We start from the raw sequence: 16,848 nt of genomic DNA, 5'->3' as shown, positions 1-16,848 counted from the left end.
CCGCGTAGGCCGCCTGGTATGCGATCGGCTTATTCCGTTCGAAATGGGTTGTGCGCACGGCTTTATAACATGAAAATACGCCAATTCGGACTAGCAAGATTCCCCGATCGTTCCGCAAATTGTCGGCTTCAGTGCTCAAAAGGCGCGGTAAGCTGATGATTCGCAAGCGTCTTTACGTAAATTTCCCATGCCGCGCCCGATCTCCGCCACCATCCACACCGCCGCTCTCGCGAACAATCTCTCCGTCGTCCGCCGCTTTGCCGGCCCGTCCAAGGTCTGGGCGGTCGTCAAGGCGAACGCGTACGGCCACGGCCTCGCCCGTGCGTTTCCGGGCCTGCGCGGCACCGACGGCTTTGGCCTGCTCGACCTCGACGAGGCCGTCAAGCTGCGCGAACTCGGCTGGGCCGGCCCGATCCTGCTGCTCGAAGGGTTCTTCCGCTCGACCGACATCGACGTGATCGACCGCTACAGCCTGACGACGACCGTCCACAACGACGAGCAGATGCGGATGCTGGAAACGGCGCGGCTGTCGAAGCCCGTCAACGTGCAGCTCAAGATGAACAGCGGGATGAACCGGCTCGGCTACGTGCCGGAAAAATACCGCGCCGCGTGGGAGCGCGCCCGCGCGTGCCCCGGTATCGGCCAGATCACGTTGATGACCCATTTTTCGGATGCGGACAACGAGCGCGGCGTCGCCGAGCAGCTCGCGACGTTCGAGCGCGGCGCGGAAAGCATCGCCGGCGCGCGCAGTCTCGCGAACTCCGCAGCCGTGCTGTGGCATCCGGACACGCACTTCGACTGGGTGCGGCCGGGGATCGTGCTGTACGGCGCGTCGCCGTCCGGGCTGTCGTCCGACATTGCCGACACGGGGCTGAAGCCCGCGATGACGCTCGCGTCCGAGCTGATTGCGGTGCAAACGATCGCGAAGGGCCAGGCGATCGGCTATGGCTCGACGTTCTCCGCACAGTCGCAGATGAGGGTTGGCGTCGTCGCGTGCGGTTACGCGGACGGCTATCCGCGCGTCGCGCCCGAAGGCACGCCCGTGATCGTCGACGGTATCCGCACGCGGATCGTCGGCCGGGTGTCGATGGACATGATTACCGTCGACCTGACGCCGTGTCCGCAGGCCGGCGTCGGCGCGCGCGTCGAGCTGTGGGGCAACACGCTGTCGATCGACGACGTCGCCCGCCATTGCGGCACGATCGGGTACGAGCTGATGTGTGCAGTCGCCGGCCGCGTGCCCGTGCGCGCGGAATAAGGGCGTTGCGCGTGGCCAAACAGAAAACCGTATACGTCTGCAGCGAGTGCGGCGGACAGACCCCGAAGTGGCAGGGGCAATGCCCGTCGTGCCAGGCCTGGAACACGCTGGTCGAATCGATCCCTGAGGCGCCGTCGGCCCATCGTTTCCAGTCGCTCGCGAAGCGGGCGCCCGTCCAGCGTCTCGTCGACATCGAAGCCGCCGACGTGCCGCGCTTCTCCACCGGCATCGGCGAATTCGACCGCGTGCTCGGCGGCGGGCTGGTCCCGGGCGGCGTCGTGCTGATCGGCGGCGATCCCGGCATCGGCAAGTCGACGCTGCTGCTGCAGTCGCTTGCAGACATCGCGAGCGAGCGGCGCGCGCTCTATATCAGCGGCGAGGAATCGGCCGCGCAGATCGCGTTGCGCGCGCAACGGCTTGCGCTGCTCGACGGCGGTGCGCCGGCGGACGAACTGAAGCTGCTCGCCGAGATTCAGCTCGAGAAGATCCAGGCCGCGATCGACACGGAACGGCCGGACGTGGCCGTCATCGACTCGATCCAGACCGTCTACTCGGAGGCGCTGACGTCGGCGCCCGGCTCGGTTGCGCAGGTGCGCGAGTGTGCGGCGCAGCTCACGCGCATCGCGAAGCAGTCGGGCACCGCGATCATCATGGTCGGGCACGTGACGAAGGAGGGCAATCTGGCCGGCCCGCGCGTGCTCGAGCACATCGTCGACACGGTGCTGTATTTTGAAGGCGACACGCATTCGTCGTTCCGGCTCGTGCGCGCGTTCAAGAACCGCTTCGGTGCGGTCAACGAGCTTGGCGTGTTCGCGATGACCGAGCGCGGGCTGCGCGGCGTCGCGAATCCGTCCGCGCTGTTCCTGTCGCAACATGAGCAGGTCGTGCCCGGCTCGTGCGTGCTCGTCACGCAGGAAGGCACGCGCCCGCTGCTCGTCGAAGTCCAGGCGCTCGTCGACACCGCGCACGTGCCGAACCCGCGCCGGCTCGCGGTCGGCCTCGAACAGAACCGGCTCGCGATGCTGCTCGCGGTGCTGCACCGTCATGCGGGCATCGCGTGCTTCGACCAGGACGTGTTCCTCAACGCGGTGGGCGGCGTGAAGATCACCGAGCCGGCCGCCGACCTCGCTGTGCTGCTCGCAATCCATTCGTCGATGCGCAACAAGGCGCTGCCGAAGGGGCTGATCGTGTTCGGCGAAGTGGGGCTGGCGGGCGAGATCCGGCCGTCGCCGCGCGGGCAGGAGCGGCTGCGCGAGGCCGCGAAGCTCGGTTTCACGTCCGCGCTGATTCCGAAGGCGAATGCGCCGAAGCAGCCGATCGAAGGACTGAACGTGATGGCCGTCGATCGGCTCGAGCAGGCGATCGACCGCGTGCGCGATCTCGAGTGACCGGCCGCACAGGCACGCGGGCCGTGCCTGCCGGCGATCTGTCGCGTAATTCACTGTAAAGAAGATGTAGGGTTCTGTAACCCGCCGGACATCGCTTTTCCCTATCCTTTGCCGGATTGTCGAACCGCGCAATGCGAAGGGATCCTATGTTGAAATCGTATGGGGAAGCGCCGAGCGGAAGCCTTTACAACCTGCGTGGCTGCCGCGTGTCGGAGCCGATTCGCCAACCCTGGGGCGGTGGGTGCCGAATCGTCGAATGGATCGACGAAGAAGGGCGCCTCGCGCGCAAGGTCGTGTCCGAGGACGTGACGGAAGCGGAAGTCGCCGCGGCGATCAGGCGGCCGACCGAAGGGCGCCGGCACCTGATGGGCGACGACGAGCAGATGCCGCGCGACACGTTGCCGCGACGCTGAGCCGGCGGCTTGGCGAGTGGCCGGCGAACCGAGTGACGACGGTCATGAATGAACAGGCCGGGCCCATGTGCTCGGCCTTATCGTATCCGGGCCCGCAAAGGGCCAGATGGCCTGTCGAGGCTCCGTGATACCAGGGTGCCGCGGCGCCGAGGCAGCCGGCGCGCCTGGCTGGCGTGTCGGCCTGCGCCGCGACAGCGGTCAGCCGATCTGCTCGAGTTCTTCCTGGGCGGCGAGCCAGTCGGCCTCGACCGTCTCGAGGCGCGTGTTGACGTCCCCGAGCTTGCGGATCGCATCGGTCAGCTCCGTCTTGCGCTCGGCTTCGTAGCTCGCCGGATCGGCGACGAACGTGTCGAGGCGCGCCTTCTCCGCGTGCAGCGTCTCCATTTCCTTTTCGAGCTTCGTGATGCGCGACTGCAGCGGCTTCTTCAACACCGAAAGGCGCTGCCGCTCCTCGGCGGCCTGACGCTTCTGGTCCCGGCGGTTGGCCGCGGCGCCCGCGCCCGACGCAGCCGCGCTGTCCGCCTTCGCGGCGGCGCGCTGCTCGGCCGCGTGCTGCAGCAGCCAGTCGCGGTAGTCGTCGAGGTCGCCGTCGAACGGCTGCAGCCGGTGCTTCGCGACCAGCATGAACTGGTCGGTCGTCGCGCGCAGCAGGTGGCGGTCGTGCGAGACGAGGATCAGCGTGCCTTCGAACTGCGCGAGCGCCATCGTCAGCGCATGGCGCGTTTCGAGGTCGAGGTGGTTGGTCGGTTCGTCGAGCAGCAGCAGGTTCGGCTTCTGCCAGATGATCAGCGCGAGCGCGAGGCGTGCCTTTTCACCACCTGAAAACGGCCCGACCGGGCTGGTTGCCATATCGCCCGAGAAATTGAAGCCGCCGAGGAAGTCGCGCAGCTCCTGTTCGCGCGTGTCGGGCGCGAGCCGCCCCAGATGCGCAAGCGGCGAATCGTCTTCGCGCAGCGTCTCGAGCTGGTGCTGTGCGAAATAGCCGATCGTCAGCCCCTTGCCGTCGCGGACGTGCCCCGACAGCGGCGCGAGCGTGCCGGCCAGCGTCTTGATCAGCGTCGACTTGCCCTGGCCATTCGCGCCGAGCAGGCCGATGCGCTGGCCGTTCTGGATCGACAGCGCGACGCGCTCGACGATCGGGATCTCCGCTCCGCCGTCGGCATGGTAGCCGCAGCGGACGTCTTCCATCACCATCATCGGGTTCGGCGCCGCGTCGGGCGTGCGGAATTCGAACGTGAACGGCGACGCGATGTGCGCAGGCGCGATCAGCTCCATCTTCTCGAGCGCCTTCATCCGGCTCTGCGCCTGCTTGGCCTTGGTCGCCTTGGCCTTGAAGCGGTCGACGAAGCTCTGCAGGTGCTCGATCGTCTTCTGCTGCTTTTCGTAGGCGTTTTGCTGCAGCGCGAGTTGCTGCGCGCGCAGCACCTCGAACTGCGAGTAGTTGCCGCCGTAGCGTTTCACCTGGCGGTTTTCCAGGTGCAGCGTGACGTTACAGATCGAATCGAGGAATTCGCGGTCGTGCGAAATCACGACGAGCGTGCCGGGGTAGCGGTGCAGCCAGTCTTCGAGCCAGACGATCGCGTCGAGGTCGAGGTGGTTCGTCGGTTCGTCGAGCAGCAGCAGGTCGGAGCGGCACATCAGCGCCTGCGCGAGATTCAGGCGCATGCGCCAGCCGCCGGAGAAGCTGGCGACGGATTCGCGCGTTTGCGCGAGCGTGAAGCCGAGACCGAGCAGCAGCGCCTCGGCACGGGCAGGCGCGGTGTAGCCGTCGGCGTCGGCGAATGCCGCGTGCGCGTGGGCTTCGGCGGCGCCGTCATGCGCGGCGGATGCGGCGGCGATGCGCGCCTCGATCTCGCGCAGCGCGGCGTCGCCGTCGAGCGTGTAGTCGAGCGCCGAGCGGTCGACGGCGGGCGTTTCCTGCGACACATGGGCGATCCGCCACGACGGCGGCATCGAGAAGTCGCCGCCGTCCGAGTGCAGCTCGCCACGCAGGACCGAGAACAGCGTCGACTTGCCGGCGCCGTTCGCGCCGATCAGGCCGGCTTTCTCGCCGGGATTGAGTACGAAGGAGGTCGACTCGAACAGCGGCTTGGTGCCGCGCGCAAGGCTGAACTGATTGAAACGGATCACGGCGGAAATGACTGGCCAAAACCGCTATTCTAGACTGCGCGCCGCTTGCGCCGGGCATTGGCTGTTCGGCAGATGCCGCAATGGGGCAATTTCGCCTAGACTCCACGTCGATCCGGTTTCGTTAAAAGGAGTGCCCGATGTCCACCCTGTATTCGTTCAGCGCTGAGACGCTCGCTGGCGCGCCGGCCTCGCTCGACGCGTATCGCGGCAAGGTGCTGCTGATCGTCAACACTGCGAGCGAGTGTGGTTTCACGCCGCAGTACGCGGGCCTGCAGAAGCTGTACGACCAGTACGCGGCGCGCGGTTTCTTCGTGCTCGGCTTCCCGTGCAACCAGTTCGGCAAGCAGGAGCCCGGCGACGCCACGCAGATCGGCGCGTTCTGCGAGCGCAATTACGGCGTCACGTTCCCGATGTTCGCGAAGATCGACGTGAAGGGCGACCATGCGCATCCGCTGTACCGCCACCTGACCGACGAGGCGCCCGGCATTCTCGGCCTCAAGGCGATCAAGTGGAATTTCACGAAATTCCTGATCGATCGCGAAGGGCGCATCGTCAAGCGCTATGCGCCGTCCACCAAGCCGGACGAAATCGCCGCGGATATCGACAAGCTGCTGTGACGGCTGCCGGCGGCGTTTGCGGCTCCGGTGCGGATCGCACGTGCGTCGCCGCGGCCCCGGCCGTTAGAGGATCGGAGCGAACAGCCGGGCGACGTGCATCGCGATGCGCCGCCAGGCAGGCGACCGGTGGTATTCGTTCGCATCGACCTCGTACGCCTGCGCGAAGTCGGCATCGAGCATCGTCTCGACCTCGTCGGCGAATGTGCGGTCGACGGTCAGCACCATGATCTCGAAATTGAGGCGGAACGAGCGGTTGTCGAGGTTCGCGCTGCCGATCGCCGCCGCGATGCGGTCGATCAGTACGACCTTCTGGTGCAGGAAGCCGGGCCGGTAGCGGAACACCTTGACGCCCGCATCGACCAGGTCGCGCGCGTACAGCTTCGACGCTTCGAATACTACGTAGTGATCGCGCCGGCTCGGGATCAGGATGCGCACGTCGACGCCGCGCATCACGGCGAGCTTCAGCGCGGAGATCACGGCTTCGTCGGGGACGAGGTACGGCGAGGTGATCCAGACCCGCTCGCGCGCGGCGTTGATCGCCTCGACGAAGAACAGCGAGCCTGTTTCCTGCTTGTCGGCCGGCCCCATCGGCACAACGAGGCAATGCATGTTGTCGCCGGGCTGAGCGGGCGGCGGCAGCGCGAGCGGCGGCAGCTTCTGCGTCGCCCAGTGCCAGTCTTCGGCGAACACGTACTGGATGCTCGCGACCACCGGGCCGCGTATCTCGATGTGCGTGTCGCGCCACGGCGACAGGCGCGGCTTCGCGCCGAGATATTCGACGCCGACGTTGTGGCCGCCGACGAACGCGCGATTGCCGTCGACGACGACGATCTTGCGGTGGTTGCGGAAGTTGAGCTGGAAGCGGTTGACGAACTTCCGGTTGGTCGCGAACGGATGAACCTCGACGCCGCCCCGGCGCAATGTGTCGACGTAGCTGTGCGGGAGGTCGAAGCTGCCGATGCTGTCGTACAGCAGGCAGCAGCGCACGCCGGCTGCCGCGCGCGCGAGCAGCGAGTCGCGCAGCATCCGGCCGAGCGCATCGTCGCGCACGATGAAGAACTGCACCACCACGTAATCGCGTGCGGCGTCGATTGCGGCCAGGATCGCCGAGAACGTCGCATCGCCGTTCACGAGCGTGCGCACCGAATTGCCGCCGAGGAACGGCATGCCGCCGAGCCGCGTGAGCGCGAGCACCGCGGCCTGGCCGATTGCGTCGGCGGCCGGCCCGTCGGTCGCGTCGGTGCTGAGCCAGGGCGAGCGGGGTGTGTGCATGCGCAACATTTCCAGCTCGTGGCGCCGGGCGTCGACGTAGCCGGAGAACTTGCTGCGACCGAGGAACAGGTATGGAATGAGCGTCAGGTACGGCATGGCCGCGAGCGAGACGGCCCACGCGATCGCGCCTTGCGACGTGCGCGTGTTCATGATCGCGTGGCACGCCGCGACGATCCCGAGCACGTGGATGGTCAGGATCAGGGTGCCGAGATGTAGCCAGTCGAGGGTCATGGGCGCGTGACGGACTCCTGAGGTCGCGCGGCCGGGTGGCCGCCTACGCGCATCTTACCCAACCGTGCGGCGCAACGGTGTACCGCACGGTGGGCAAGCTGGAAAGGCTCAGGCCTTGCGCGGCAGGTCCGACGCCTGGATCAGGAACACGGCGTCGTCGCCCGCGCTGGTGGGCAGCCACGTGAGTTCGAGCCCGCCGAACGCGGCTTCGACGTTTTCGCGCTCGTTGCCGATCTCGACGACGAGCACGCCGTCGTCGTGCAGCCAGCGATGGGCTTCGGCGACGATGCGTCGCACGATGTCCATCCCGTCATCGCCACCCGCGAGCGCCATCTCCGGCTCGTGCTGGTACTCGGGCGGCAGTGCGGCCATCGACGACGCGTTCACGTACGGCGGGTTCGTCAGGATCACGTCATAGCGCGCGTCCGGGTCGGCGCGGAACGCGGGCAGCGGCGCGTAGAGGTCGCCGCGGTGCAGCGAAACGCGGTCTTCGAGGCCGTAGTCGCGCACGTTGATCTCGGCGACTTCGAGTGCCTTGTCGGACAGGTCGACCGCGTCGATCTCGGCATTCGGGAACGCGCTCGCCGCGAGGATCGCGAGGCAGCCGGAGCCCGTGCACAGCTCGAGCACCGCGCCGACCTGTTCGGGATCGGCGACGTACGGCTGCAGCCCGTCGTCGAGCAGTTCGCCGATGAAGGAGCGCGGCACGATCACGCGTTCGTCGACGTAGAAGCGGTGGCCGTGCATCCAGGCTTCATGCGTGAGGTACGCGGCCGGCACGCGGTCGGTCGCGCGCCGTTCGATCACCGCGAGCACGGCCGCGATTTCGTCGGGAAGCAGGCGCGCGTCGAGGAACGGCTCGAGCGTGTCGAGCGGCAGTTCGAGCGTGCGCAGCACGAGGTAGGCGGCTTCGTCGTACGCATTGTCCGAGCCGTGGCCGAACGCGAGCTTCGCCTTCGAGAAGCGCGTGACCGCGTAGCGCAGCAGGTCGCGAACAGTTGCAAAAGGTGTCGTCATGCGAGGCTCCATCAGGCGATCAGTTGTTCGAGCACGCGGCGGTACACGTTCTTCAGTGGATCGATGAAACGCACTTCGATGTGCTCGTCGATCTTGTGGATGCTGCCGTTCGGCGGGCCGAACTCGATCACCTGCGGGCAGATGCGCGCGATGAAACGGCCGTCCGACGTGCCGCCCGTCGTCGACAGCTCGGTCGTGATGCCGGTCTCGGTGCGGATCGCATTCTCCAGCGCGCCCGACAGCTCGCCGCGCGGCGTGAGGAACGGCAGGCCGCTCACCGACCACTTCAGCGTGTATTCGAGGCCGTGCTTGTCGAGGATCGCGTGCACGCGCGCCTGCAGGCCCTCGACCGTGCTGGCGGTCGAGAAACGGAAGTTGAACTGCAGGTCGGCGTGGCCGGGAATCACGTTGGTCGCGCCGGTGCCGGCGTGCAGGTTCGACACCTGCCAGGTGGTCGGCGGGAAATACTCGTTGCCTTCGTCCCACTGCTCGGCGGCGAGCTCGGCGAGCGCCGGCGCGAGCAGGTGGATCGGGTTCTTCGCGAGGTGCGGATACGCGATGTGACCCTGTACGCCCTTGACGACCAGTTCACCCGACATCGAGCCGCGGCGGCCGTTCTTGACGACGTCGCCGAGCGCGTTGGTCGACGTCGGCTCGCCGACGATGCAGTAGTCCATGCGTTCGCCGCGCGCTTCGAGCAGCTCGACGACCTTCACGGTGCCGTCGGTGGCGGGGCCTTCCTCGTCGCTCGTGATCAGGAACGCGATCGTGCCGCGGTGGCCGGGATGGGCCGCGACGAACTCCTCGGACGCGACGACGAACGCCGCGAGCGATGTCTTCATGTCGGCCGCGCCGCGGCCGTACAGCTTGCCGTCTCGATGGGCGGGGACGAACGGCGGCGAGCTCCACTGCTCGAGCGGGCCGGTCGGCACGACGTCGGTGTGGCCCGCGAAGGCGAGCAGCTTGCCGTCGCGGCCGTCGGCGCCGCGCTTGACGGCCCACAGGTTGGTCACGCCGTGCGACGCGATGGTCTCGCATTCGAAGCCGAGCGCGGCGAGGCGCTCGGTCATGATCTGTTGGCAATGCTGGTCGTCGGGCGTCACGGACGCGCGGGCGATCAGCTGTTCGGTAAGGGCTAGGGTGGCGGACATGGTTCGGACCACTTTCGATAAAAAATGCCGGCGCGGTGGCCGGCAGCGACTAGACGTCGAGCTGCGCCGACAGGCGCAGCGCGGGCGGCCCTATGCGGCAAACAACGCCGCGTATTGATCGGCCGCGAAGCCGAGTGATTTCACCCGGCCGTTGACCACCAGCACGGGGCGCTTGATGACCGACGGCTTGTGGATCATCAGCGCGACCGCGCCGGCCTTCGTTTCGGCGGCCGCCTTCATCGCGTCGTCCAGGCCGCGCCACGTCGTGCCGCGCTTGTTCACGAGCGCGTCGAGCGACACGTCCTTCAGCCAGTCTTCAAGCAGCGGCACGCTGACGCCGAGCTTCTTGAAATCGTGGAACTCGAATTCAACGCCGTGATCGTCGAGCCACACGCGGGCCTTCTTCACGGTGTCGCAGTTCGGAATGCCGTAGACGACCACGGTGTGCGGCTTCGCCATCAGTCGCCTCGCAGCAGCTCGTTCAGGCCGACCTTCGCGCGGGTCTTCGCGTCGACCTTCTTGACGATCACCGCGCAGTACAGGCTGTGCGAGCCGTCCTTCGACGGCAGGTTGCCGGCGACGACGACCGAGCCGGCCGGGATGCGGCCGTAGCTGACTTCGCCCGTCTCACGATCGTAGATCTTCGTGCTTTGGCCGAGGTACACGCCCATCGAGATCACCGAGTTTTCCTCGACGATCACGCCTTCGACGACTTCCGAGCGCGCGCCGATGAAGCAGTTGTCTTCGATGATGACCGGGTTCGCCTGCAGCGGCTCGAGCACACCGCCGATGCCGACGCCGCCCGACAGGTGCACGTTCTTGCCGATCTGCGCGCACGAACCGACCGTGGCCCACGTGTCGACCATCGTGCCTTCGTCGACGTACGCGCCGATGTTGGTGTACGACGGCATCAGCACGACGTTCTTCGCGATGAACGAGCCGCGGCGCGCGATGGCCGGCGGGACGACGCGGAAGCCGCCTGCGGCGAAATCCTCAGCCGTGTAGTTCGCGAACTTCGACGGCACCTTGTCGTAGAACTGCGAGTAGCCGCCGGCGGGCATCGGCGCGTTGTCCTCCAGGCGGAACGACAGCAGCACGGCCTTCTTCAGCCACTGGTGCACGGTCCAGTTGCCGTCGATCTTCTCGGCAACGCGCAGCGCGCCTTTGTCGAGCTGCTCGATCGCGTGCGCGACGGCTTCGCGGACGTCGGCCGGTGCGGCCTTCGGCGACAGCTCGGCGCGGTTGTCCCAGGCGGTATCGATGATTTGCTGAAGTTGTTGCGACATGTTCGTTTTCGCAGGAGATGGATGGAATTGATCGGATGGACGATTGGATTACCGCGCGAGAGAGCGGCAGAAATCGACGATGCGTTGCGCGCCCTCGACGCATTCGGGGGTGCCCGCGACGAGCGCGATCCGGATGAAATCGCGGCCCGGGTTCGTGCCGTGCGCATCGCGCGCCAGGTACGAGCCGGGCAGAACCGTCACATTATAGTCGGCGTACAGGCGGCGGGCGAACTCGGTGTCCGACAGCCCGGTGCGCGACACGTTGGCCCACAGGTAGAACGCCGCGTCGGGCAGTTTCACGTCGATCACGCTGGCGAGCATCGGCGTGACGGTATTGAACTTCTGCAGGTACAGCGCGCGGTTCTCGCGCACGTGCGCCTCGTCGTTCCACGCGGCGATGCTCGCGTGCTGCCAGACCGGCGACAGCGCGGCACCGTGGTACGTGCGGTACAGCAGGAATTTCTTCAGCAGCGCCGCGTCGCCGGCGACGAAGCCCGAACGCATGCCCGGCACGTTCGAGCGCTTCGACAGGCTCGACAGCATCACGAGCCGCTCGAAGCTGCGGCCGAGGCGGTGCGCGGCCTCGAGGCCGCCGAGCGGCGGCGCCGCTTCGTCGAAATAGATTTCCGAATAGCACTCGTCGGACGCGATCACGAAACCGTGGCGGTCGGACAGCGCGAACAGCTCGCGCCAGTCGTCGAGCGTCAGCACGGCGCCCGTCGGGTTGCCCGGCGAGCACACGTACAGCAGCTGCGTGCGCGCCCAGACTTCGTCGGGCACGGACGCGTAGTCGCACGCGAAGTTGCGGGCCGGATCGCTGTTTGCGAAATAGGGTTCGGCACCGGCCAGCAGCGCCGCACCCTCGTAAATTTGATAGAAAGGATTCGGACAGAGTACGATCGCTTTCTCGCCCGATTCGGACGGGCGTGCGTCGATCACCGTCTGGGCGAGCGAGAACAGCGCCTCGCGCGATCCCGACACGGGCAGCACCTGCGTGGCCGGATCGATGGCCGGCAGCCCGTAGCGGCGCTCGAGCCAGTGCGCGATCGACGTGCGCAGCGCGTCCGAGCCGGCGGTGGCCGGGTACGACGCGAGACCGTCGAGCGCGGCCACCACGGCGTCGCGGATCAGCGCCGGGGTCGCATGTTTGGGCTCGCCGATGCCGAAGCTGATCGGTTTGAGGGCGCCGGAGGGCGTCACGTCCTTGAACAGGGCGCGCAGCTTTTCGAAGGGATAGGGCTGGAGCGAGTCGAGTCGAGGGTTCACGGGCGAAGCGGCCATCGCGGCCGGTTGGAGCGAAAGAAGCGGCGGGCGTGCCGCGCGGCTGCGAACGGGCGCCGCGGGCGCACGGGTCGCAACGGACGATTATAGCGTGACGGAATGCGGTCACGGCCTGCCGGAACGGCGGCCGGGCCGGTCGAATAAAGGGTATCGAACCAAATGAATAACGCGGTACGCGGCAGCCTGCCGACGCTGGCCATCCTGATCGGCGCATCGGTATGGGGCCTGATCTGGTATCCGCTGCGGATCCTTGCATCGCTCGGCGTGACGGGCACACTGGCGAGCGCGCTGACGAGCTTCGTCGCGTTCCTGTTCGTGATCGTCGCGCGGCACCGCACGATCGCGACGCTGCGCTGGCACTGGGTGCTGCCCGGCATCGCGGTGACGGCCGGCGTGACGAACCTCGGGTTCGTGTGGGGCACGATCCACGGCGAGGTGCTGCGCGTGATGCTGCTGTTCTACCTGACCCCCGCGTGGACCGCGATCTACGCGCACTTCCTGCTGCGCGAGCGGCTGACCTGGGCCGGCGCGGGGCTCGCGGCGCTGTCGATCGGCGGCGCGATGCTGATGCTGTGGTCGCCGACGCTCGGCTTGCCGCTGCCGGCCAGCCCGGCCGAGTGGGCCGGCCTCGCTGCCGGGCTGAGCTTCGCGATGAGCAACGTGCTCGTGATCAAGGCAAGCCGCGAGCTACCGGAGATGCGCGCGGAGATGCGCACCGCGACGCTGTTCGGCGGCGCGGCCGTGTTCGGCGCGATCGCGTCGCTGTTCGAGGGGCTGCCGGCCGCGCCGGCGGGCGGCCCGCTCGGCGTCGCCGCGCTGATCATCGTCGCGATCGGCGTGACGATGGCGTCGAACAACCTGCTCGTGCAGTACGGGCTCGCGCGCGTGCCGGCGAACCGGGCGTCGATCATCATGCTGTTCGAGATCGTGATCACCGCGCTGTCGGCGTGGGTGTTCGCGAACGAGCTGCCGACCGCGCGCGAGTGGGCGGGCGGCGCGTGCATCGTGCTCGCGACGCTGCTGTCGAGCCGGGTCCATCGTGCCGCGCCCGCACCGGACAAACCCGGCGACGGTCGGGACGGCGCACGCGCGATGGTATGATGGAAGCCGTTTGCGGGGCCCAACGCTGTATGCGCGCGGCCCCGCTTTTGAATTCCGGGGCGCGTCGCGCGCATGGGCCGTCTGGCCTCGCGCAGTGCGGCTCCGTCCGTTTCACACCTTCTTCACATCCGATACCGCCGTGCGTCTGAGCTCGATCAAACTCGCTGGCTTCAAATCCTTTGTCGATCCCACGCATTTCCAGGTTCCGGGCCAGCTTGTCGGCGTGGTGGGCCCGAACGGGTGCGGCAAGTCCAACATCATCGACGCCGTGCGCTGGGTGCTCGGCGAGTCGCGCGCTTCCGAGCTGCGCGGCGAGTCGATGCAGGACGTGATCTTCAACGGCTCGACCGCCCGCAAGCCCGGCAGCCGGGCCAGCGTCGAACTGATCTTCGACAACTCCGACGGCCGCGCGGCCGGCCAGTGGGGCCAGTACGGCGAGATCGCCGTGAAGCGCGTGCTCACGCGCGACGGCACGTCGAGTTACTACATCAACAACCTGCCGGCGCGTCGCCGCGACATCCAGGACATCTTCCTCGGCACCGGCCTCGGGCCGCGTGCGTACGCGATCATCGGGCAGGGCATGATCGCGCGGATCATCGAGGCGAAGCCGGAAGAGCTGCGCGTGTTCCTCGAGGAAGCCGCAGGCGTGTCGAAGTACAAGGAGCGCCGCCGCGAGACCGAGAACCGCCTGCACGACACGCGCGAGAACCTGACGCGCGTCGAGGACATCGTCCGCGAACTCGGCGCGAACCTCGAGAAGCTCGAGGCGCAGGCGGTCGTTGCGACCAAATACAAGGATCTCGTCGCCGACGGCGAGGAGAAGCAGCGCCTGTTGTGGCTGCTGCGCAAGAACGAGGCTGCAGGCGAGCAGCAGAAGCAGCAGCGCGCGATCGAACAGGCGCAGATCGACCTCGAGGCGCAGACGGCGAAGCTGCGTGAAGTCGAAGCGCAGCTCGAGACGCTGCGCGTCGCGCATTACGCGGCGAGCGACGCGATGCAGGGCGCGCAGGGCTCGCTCTACGAGGCGAATGCCGAAGTGAGCCGCCTCGAAGCCGAGATCAAGTTCATCGTCGAATCGCGCAATCGCGTGCAGGCGCAGATCGCCGCGCTGAATGCGCAGCGCGAGCAATGGCGCGCGCAGGCCGAGAAGGCGCAGGACGAGCTCGAGGAAGCCGAGGAAGCGCGCGCGATGGCCGACGAGAAGGCCGCGCTCGCCGAAGACAACGCCGCCGCGAAGCACGACGCGCTGCCGGCGCTCGAAGCGAAATGGCGCGACGCTCAGGCGCAGCTCAACGACGAGCGTGCGCGGATCGCGCAGACCGAACAGTCGCTGAAGCTCGAAGCCGCGCACCAGCGCAACGCCGACCAGCAGCTTCAGCAGCTTCAGCAGCGCCATGAGCGCTTGAAGAGCGAAGCGGGCGGGCTCGACGCGCCGGACGAGGCCCAGCTCGAGGAGCTGCGCATGCAGCTGGCCGAGCAGGAAGAGATCCTTGCCGAAGCGCAGGCGCGCCTCACCGACGCGCAGGAGACGGTGCCGCGCCTCGACGGCGAACGTCGTGCCGCGCAGGAGCGCGTGCAGGCCGAGGCCGCGCAGATCCACCAGCTCGAGGCGCGTCTCGCCGCGCTGAAGCAGCTGCAGGAAAACGTGCAGACCGAAGGCAAGGTGCAGCCGTGGCTCGACAAGCACGAGCTCGGCGCGCTGCCGCGCCTGTGGAAGAAGCTGCACGTCGAGGCCGGCTGGGAAGCGGCGCTCGAGGCCGTGCTGCGCGAGCGCCTCGCCGCGCTCGAAGTGTCGAATCTCGACTGGGTGAAGGCATTCGCCACCGATGCACCGCCTGCGAAGCTCGCGTTCTATGCGCCGCCCGCGGCCGGCGAAGCGCCCGTGGCCGTGGCCGGCCTGCGTCCGGTGCTGTCGCTCGTGCGCATCGACGATGCGGGCATCCGCGCGGTGCTGAACGACTGGCTCGGCAACGTGTATGTCGCCGACGACGTCGCGCAGGCGCTCGCGACGCGCACGCAGCTGCCGGCAGGTGGTGCGTTCGTCGTCAAGGCCGGTCATATCGTCACGCGCGTCGGCGTGCAGCTCTATGCCGCCGATTCGGAACAGGCCGGGATGCTGGCCCGCCAGCAGGAAATCGAAAACCTGACGCGCCAGGTGCGTGCGCAGGCGCTGCTCGCCGACGAGGCGCGCACGGCCGCCGTGCGCGCGGAAGCCGCGCACACGCAGGCCACGCAGGCGCTCGGCGACGTGCGCGCACAGGCCGAGCGTGCGACGCAGCGCGTGCACGCGCTGCAGATGGACGTGCTGAAGCTCGCGCAGGCGCACGAACGTTACACGCAGCGCAGCACGCAGATCCGCGAGGAACTCGAGGAAATCGGCGCGCAGATCGAGGAGCAGCGCGCGATGCGCGCGGAATCGGAAGCGAATTTCGAGCGTTTCGACGGCGAACTCGCGGAACTGCAGGCGCGCTTCGAGGACAACCAGCTCGCATTTGAAGCGCTCGACGAGTCGCTGACGCAGGCGCGTCAGGAAGCGCGCGACCTGGAGCGCGGCGCGAACGACGCGCGCTTCGCCGCGCGCAATGCGGTGACCCGGATCGACGAGCTCAAGCGCAGCATCCAGGTGGCGCACGAACAGAGCGAGCGGGTTGCCGGATCGCTGGAAGACGCGCGTGCCGAGCTCGAGACGATCAACGAGCAGACCGCGCACACGGGCCTGCAGGACGCGCTCGAGATTCGTGCGGTGAAGGAAGAGGCGCTGCAGGCCGCGCGGATCGAGCTCGACGACCTGACCGCGAAGCTGCGCGCGTCGGACGAGCAGCGGCTCGTCGCCGAGCGCTCGCTGCAGCCGCTGCGCGACCGCATTACCGAATTGCAGTTGAAGGAGCAGGCTGCGCGCCTGGCGGTCGAGCAGTTCGCCGAGCAGCTCACGACGGCCGAGGTTGACGAGGCCGCGCTGTCCGAGAAGCTGACGCCGGATCTGAAGCCGTCGTACCTGCAGGGCGAAGTCACGCGCCTGAACAACGCGATCAACGCGCTCGGCCCGGTGAACATGGCCGCGCTCGACGAGCTGAAGGCCGCGAGCGAGCGCAAGGTGTTCCTCGATGCGCAGTCGGCCGACCTGATCGACGCGATCACGACGCTCGAGGACGCGATCCACAAGATCGACCAGGAAACCCGCACGCTGCTGCAGGGCACCTTCGACGAGGTCAACCGCCACTTCAGCGACCTGTTCCCGCGTCTGTTCGGCGGCGGCCAGGCGAAGCTGATCATGACGGGCGACGAGATCCTCGATGCCGGCGTGCAGGTGATGGCGCAGCCGCCCGGCAAGAAGAACGCGACGATTCACCTGCTGTCGGGCGGCGAGAAGGCGCTGACCGCGACCGCGCTGGTGTTCGCGATGTTCCAGCTGAATCCGGCGCCGTTCTGTCTGCTCGACGAGGTCGACGCGCCGCTCGACGACGCGAACACCGAGCGTTTCGCGAATCTCGTGCGCGCGATGTCCAACAAGACGCAGTTCCTGTTCATCTCGCACAACAAGATCGCGATGGAGATGGCGCAGCAGCTGATCGGCGTGACGATGCAGGAGCAGGGCGTGTCGCGGATCGTCGCGGTGGACATGGAAACCGCCGCGGGTTTTGCCCAGAATTGACGTTTGACGAAACCGGACCGCGTTCGCGCGGCGCATGGGCGCCCGTTCGCG

Annotated in this window: 13 protein-coding genes; 6 read left to right on the top strand and 7 right to left on the bottom strand. The window is 67.6% G+C overall.

What is annotated here, in order from left to right:
* The first annotated feature begins 187 nt into the window (after nucleotides 1-187).
* The 3 genes from alr to ACPTTF_RS11040 all read left to right on the top strand — a co-directional run bounded on the left by alr (nucleotide 188) and on the right by ACPTTF_RS11040 (nucleotide 3,059).
* The gene (alr, locus tag ACPTTF_RS11050) at nucleotides 188-1,258 is read left to right on the top strand and encodes an alanine racemase (RefSeq protein WP_166960069.1); all 1,071 of its coding nucleotides are present in this window, start codon (nucleotides 188-190) and stop codon (nucleotides 1,256-1,258) included.
* Nucleotides 1,259-1,269: 11 nt separating this feature from the next.
* Entirely contained in the window at nucleotides 1,270-2,646 is a 1,377-nt protein-coding gene (gene radA, locus ACPTTF_RS11045) for a DNA repair protein RadA (RefSeq protein ID WP_166960066.1), read from the top strand.
* A gap of 146 nt (nucleotides 2,647-2,792) precedes the next feature.
* Nucleotides 2,793-3,059 (top strand): DUF2866 domain-containing protein, encoded by a 267-nt coding sequence (locus tag ACPTTF_RS11040; RefSeq protein ID WP_011352477.1) that lies wholly within the window; start codon nucleotides 2,793-2,795, stop codon nucleotides 3,057-3,059.
* 198 nt (nucleotides 3,060-3,257) lie between these two features.
* On the opposite strand, the gene ACPTTF_RS11035 is transcribed toward ACPTTF_RS11040, so the two are convergent.
* The gene (locus ACPTTF_RS11035; protein WP_423371191.1) at nucleotides 3,258-5,189 is read right to left on the bottom strand and encodes an ATP-binding cassette domain-containing protein; all 1,932 of its coding nucleotides are present in this window, start codon (nucleotides 5,187-5,189) and stop codon (nucleotides 3,258-3,260) included.
* 137 nt (nucleotides 5,190-5,326) lie between these two features.
* Here ACPTTF_RS11035 and ACPTTF_RS11030 point away from each other — a divergent pair, with 137 nt between their 5' ends.
* Entirely contained in the window at nucleotides 5,327-5,806 is a 480-nt protein-coding gene (locus ACPTTF_RS11030; RefSeq protein ID WP_423371190.1) for a glutathione peroxidase, read from the top strand.
* 63 nt (nucleotides 5,807-5,869) lie between these two features.
* Here ACPTTF_RS11030 and cls read toward each other — a convergent pair whose 3' ends face one another.
* From cls to dapC, 6 genes are all read right to left on the bottom strand, one after another.
* The gene (gene cls / locus ACPTTF_RS11025; RefSeq protein WP_423371189.1) at nucleotides 5,870-7,309 is read right to left on the bottom strand and encodes a cardiolipin synthase; all 1,440 of its coding nucleotides are present in this window, start codon (nucleotides 7,307-7,309) and stop codon (nucleotides 5,870-5,872) included.
* A gap of 108 nt (nucleotides 7,310-7,417) precedes the next feature.
* Entirely contained in the window at nucleotides 7,418-8,326 is a 909-nt protein-coding gene (gene prmB / locus ACPTTF_RS11020) for a 50S ribosomal protein L3 N(5)-glutamine methyltransferase (protein ID WP_423371188.1), read from the bottom strand.
* Between the two features lie 11 nt (nucleotides 8,327-8,337).
* On the bottom strand, nucleotides 8,338-9,477 hold the full coding sequence (dapE, locus tag ACPTTF_RS11015) for a succinyl-diaminopimelate desuccinylase (RefSeq protein WP_423371187.1): 1,140 nt from the start codon (nucleotides 9,475-9,477) through the stop codon (nucleotides 8,338-8,340).
* Between the two features lie 90 nt (nucleotides 9,478-9,567).
* The gene (locus ACPTTF_RS11010) at nucleotides 9,568-9,936 is read right to left on the bottom strand and encodes an ArsC family reductase (RefSeq protein WP_166960048.1); all 369 of its coding nucleotides are present in this window, start codon (nucleotides 9,934-9,936) and stop codon (nucleotides 9,568-9,570) included.
* On the bottom strand, nucleotides 9,936-10,763 hold the full coding sequence (dapD, locus tag ACPTTF_RS11005) for a 2,3,4,5-tetrahydropyridine-2,6-dicarboxylate N-succinyltransferase (protein WP_014896723.1): 828 nt from the start codon (nucleotides 10,761-10,763) through the stop codon (nucleotides 9,936-9,938). Before dapD ends, ACPTTF_RS11010 begins: the two co-directional genes overlap by 1 nt.
* Nucleotides 10,764-10,811: 48 nt before the next feature.
* Entirely contained in the window at nucleotides 10,812-12,044 is a 1,233-nt protein-coding gene (gene dapC / locus ACPTTF_RS11000) for a succinyldiaminopimelate transaminase (protein ID WP_423371186.1), read from the bottom strand.
* 159 nt (nucleotides 12,045-12,203) lie between these two features.
* On the opposite strand from dapC, the gene ACPTTF_RS10995 reads away from it, so the two are divergent.
* Together ACPTTF_RS10995 and smc are read left to right on the top strand one after the other, a co-directional pair.
* Entirely contained in the window at nucleotides 12,204-13,145 is a 942-nt protein-coding gene (locus ACPTTF_RS10995; protein ID WP_423371185.1) for a DMT family transporter, read from the top strand.
* A gap of 139 nt (nucleotides 13,146-13,284) precedes the next feature.
* Nucleotides 13,285-16,797 (top strand): chromosome segregation protein SMC, encoded by a 3,513-nt coding sequence (smc, locus tag ACPTTF_RS10990; RefSeq protein WP_423371184.1) that lies wholly within the window; start codon nucleotides 13,285-13,287, stop codon nucleotides 16,795-16,797.
* The last annotated feature ends 51 nt before the right edge of the window (nucleotides 16,798-16,848 follow it).

It is taken from the genome of Burkholderia crassaminum (assembly GCF_964265005.1).
In the GTDB taxonomy this organism is placed as follows: Bacteria; Pseudomonadota; Gammaproteobacteria; order Burkholderiales; family Burkholderiaceae; genus Burkholderia.
The sequence above is the reverse complement of the archived record's forward strand: the minus strand, read 5'-3'. Positions and strand labels throughout refer to the sequence as shown.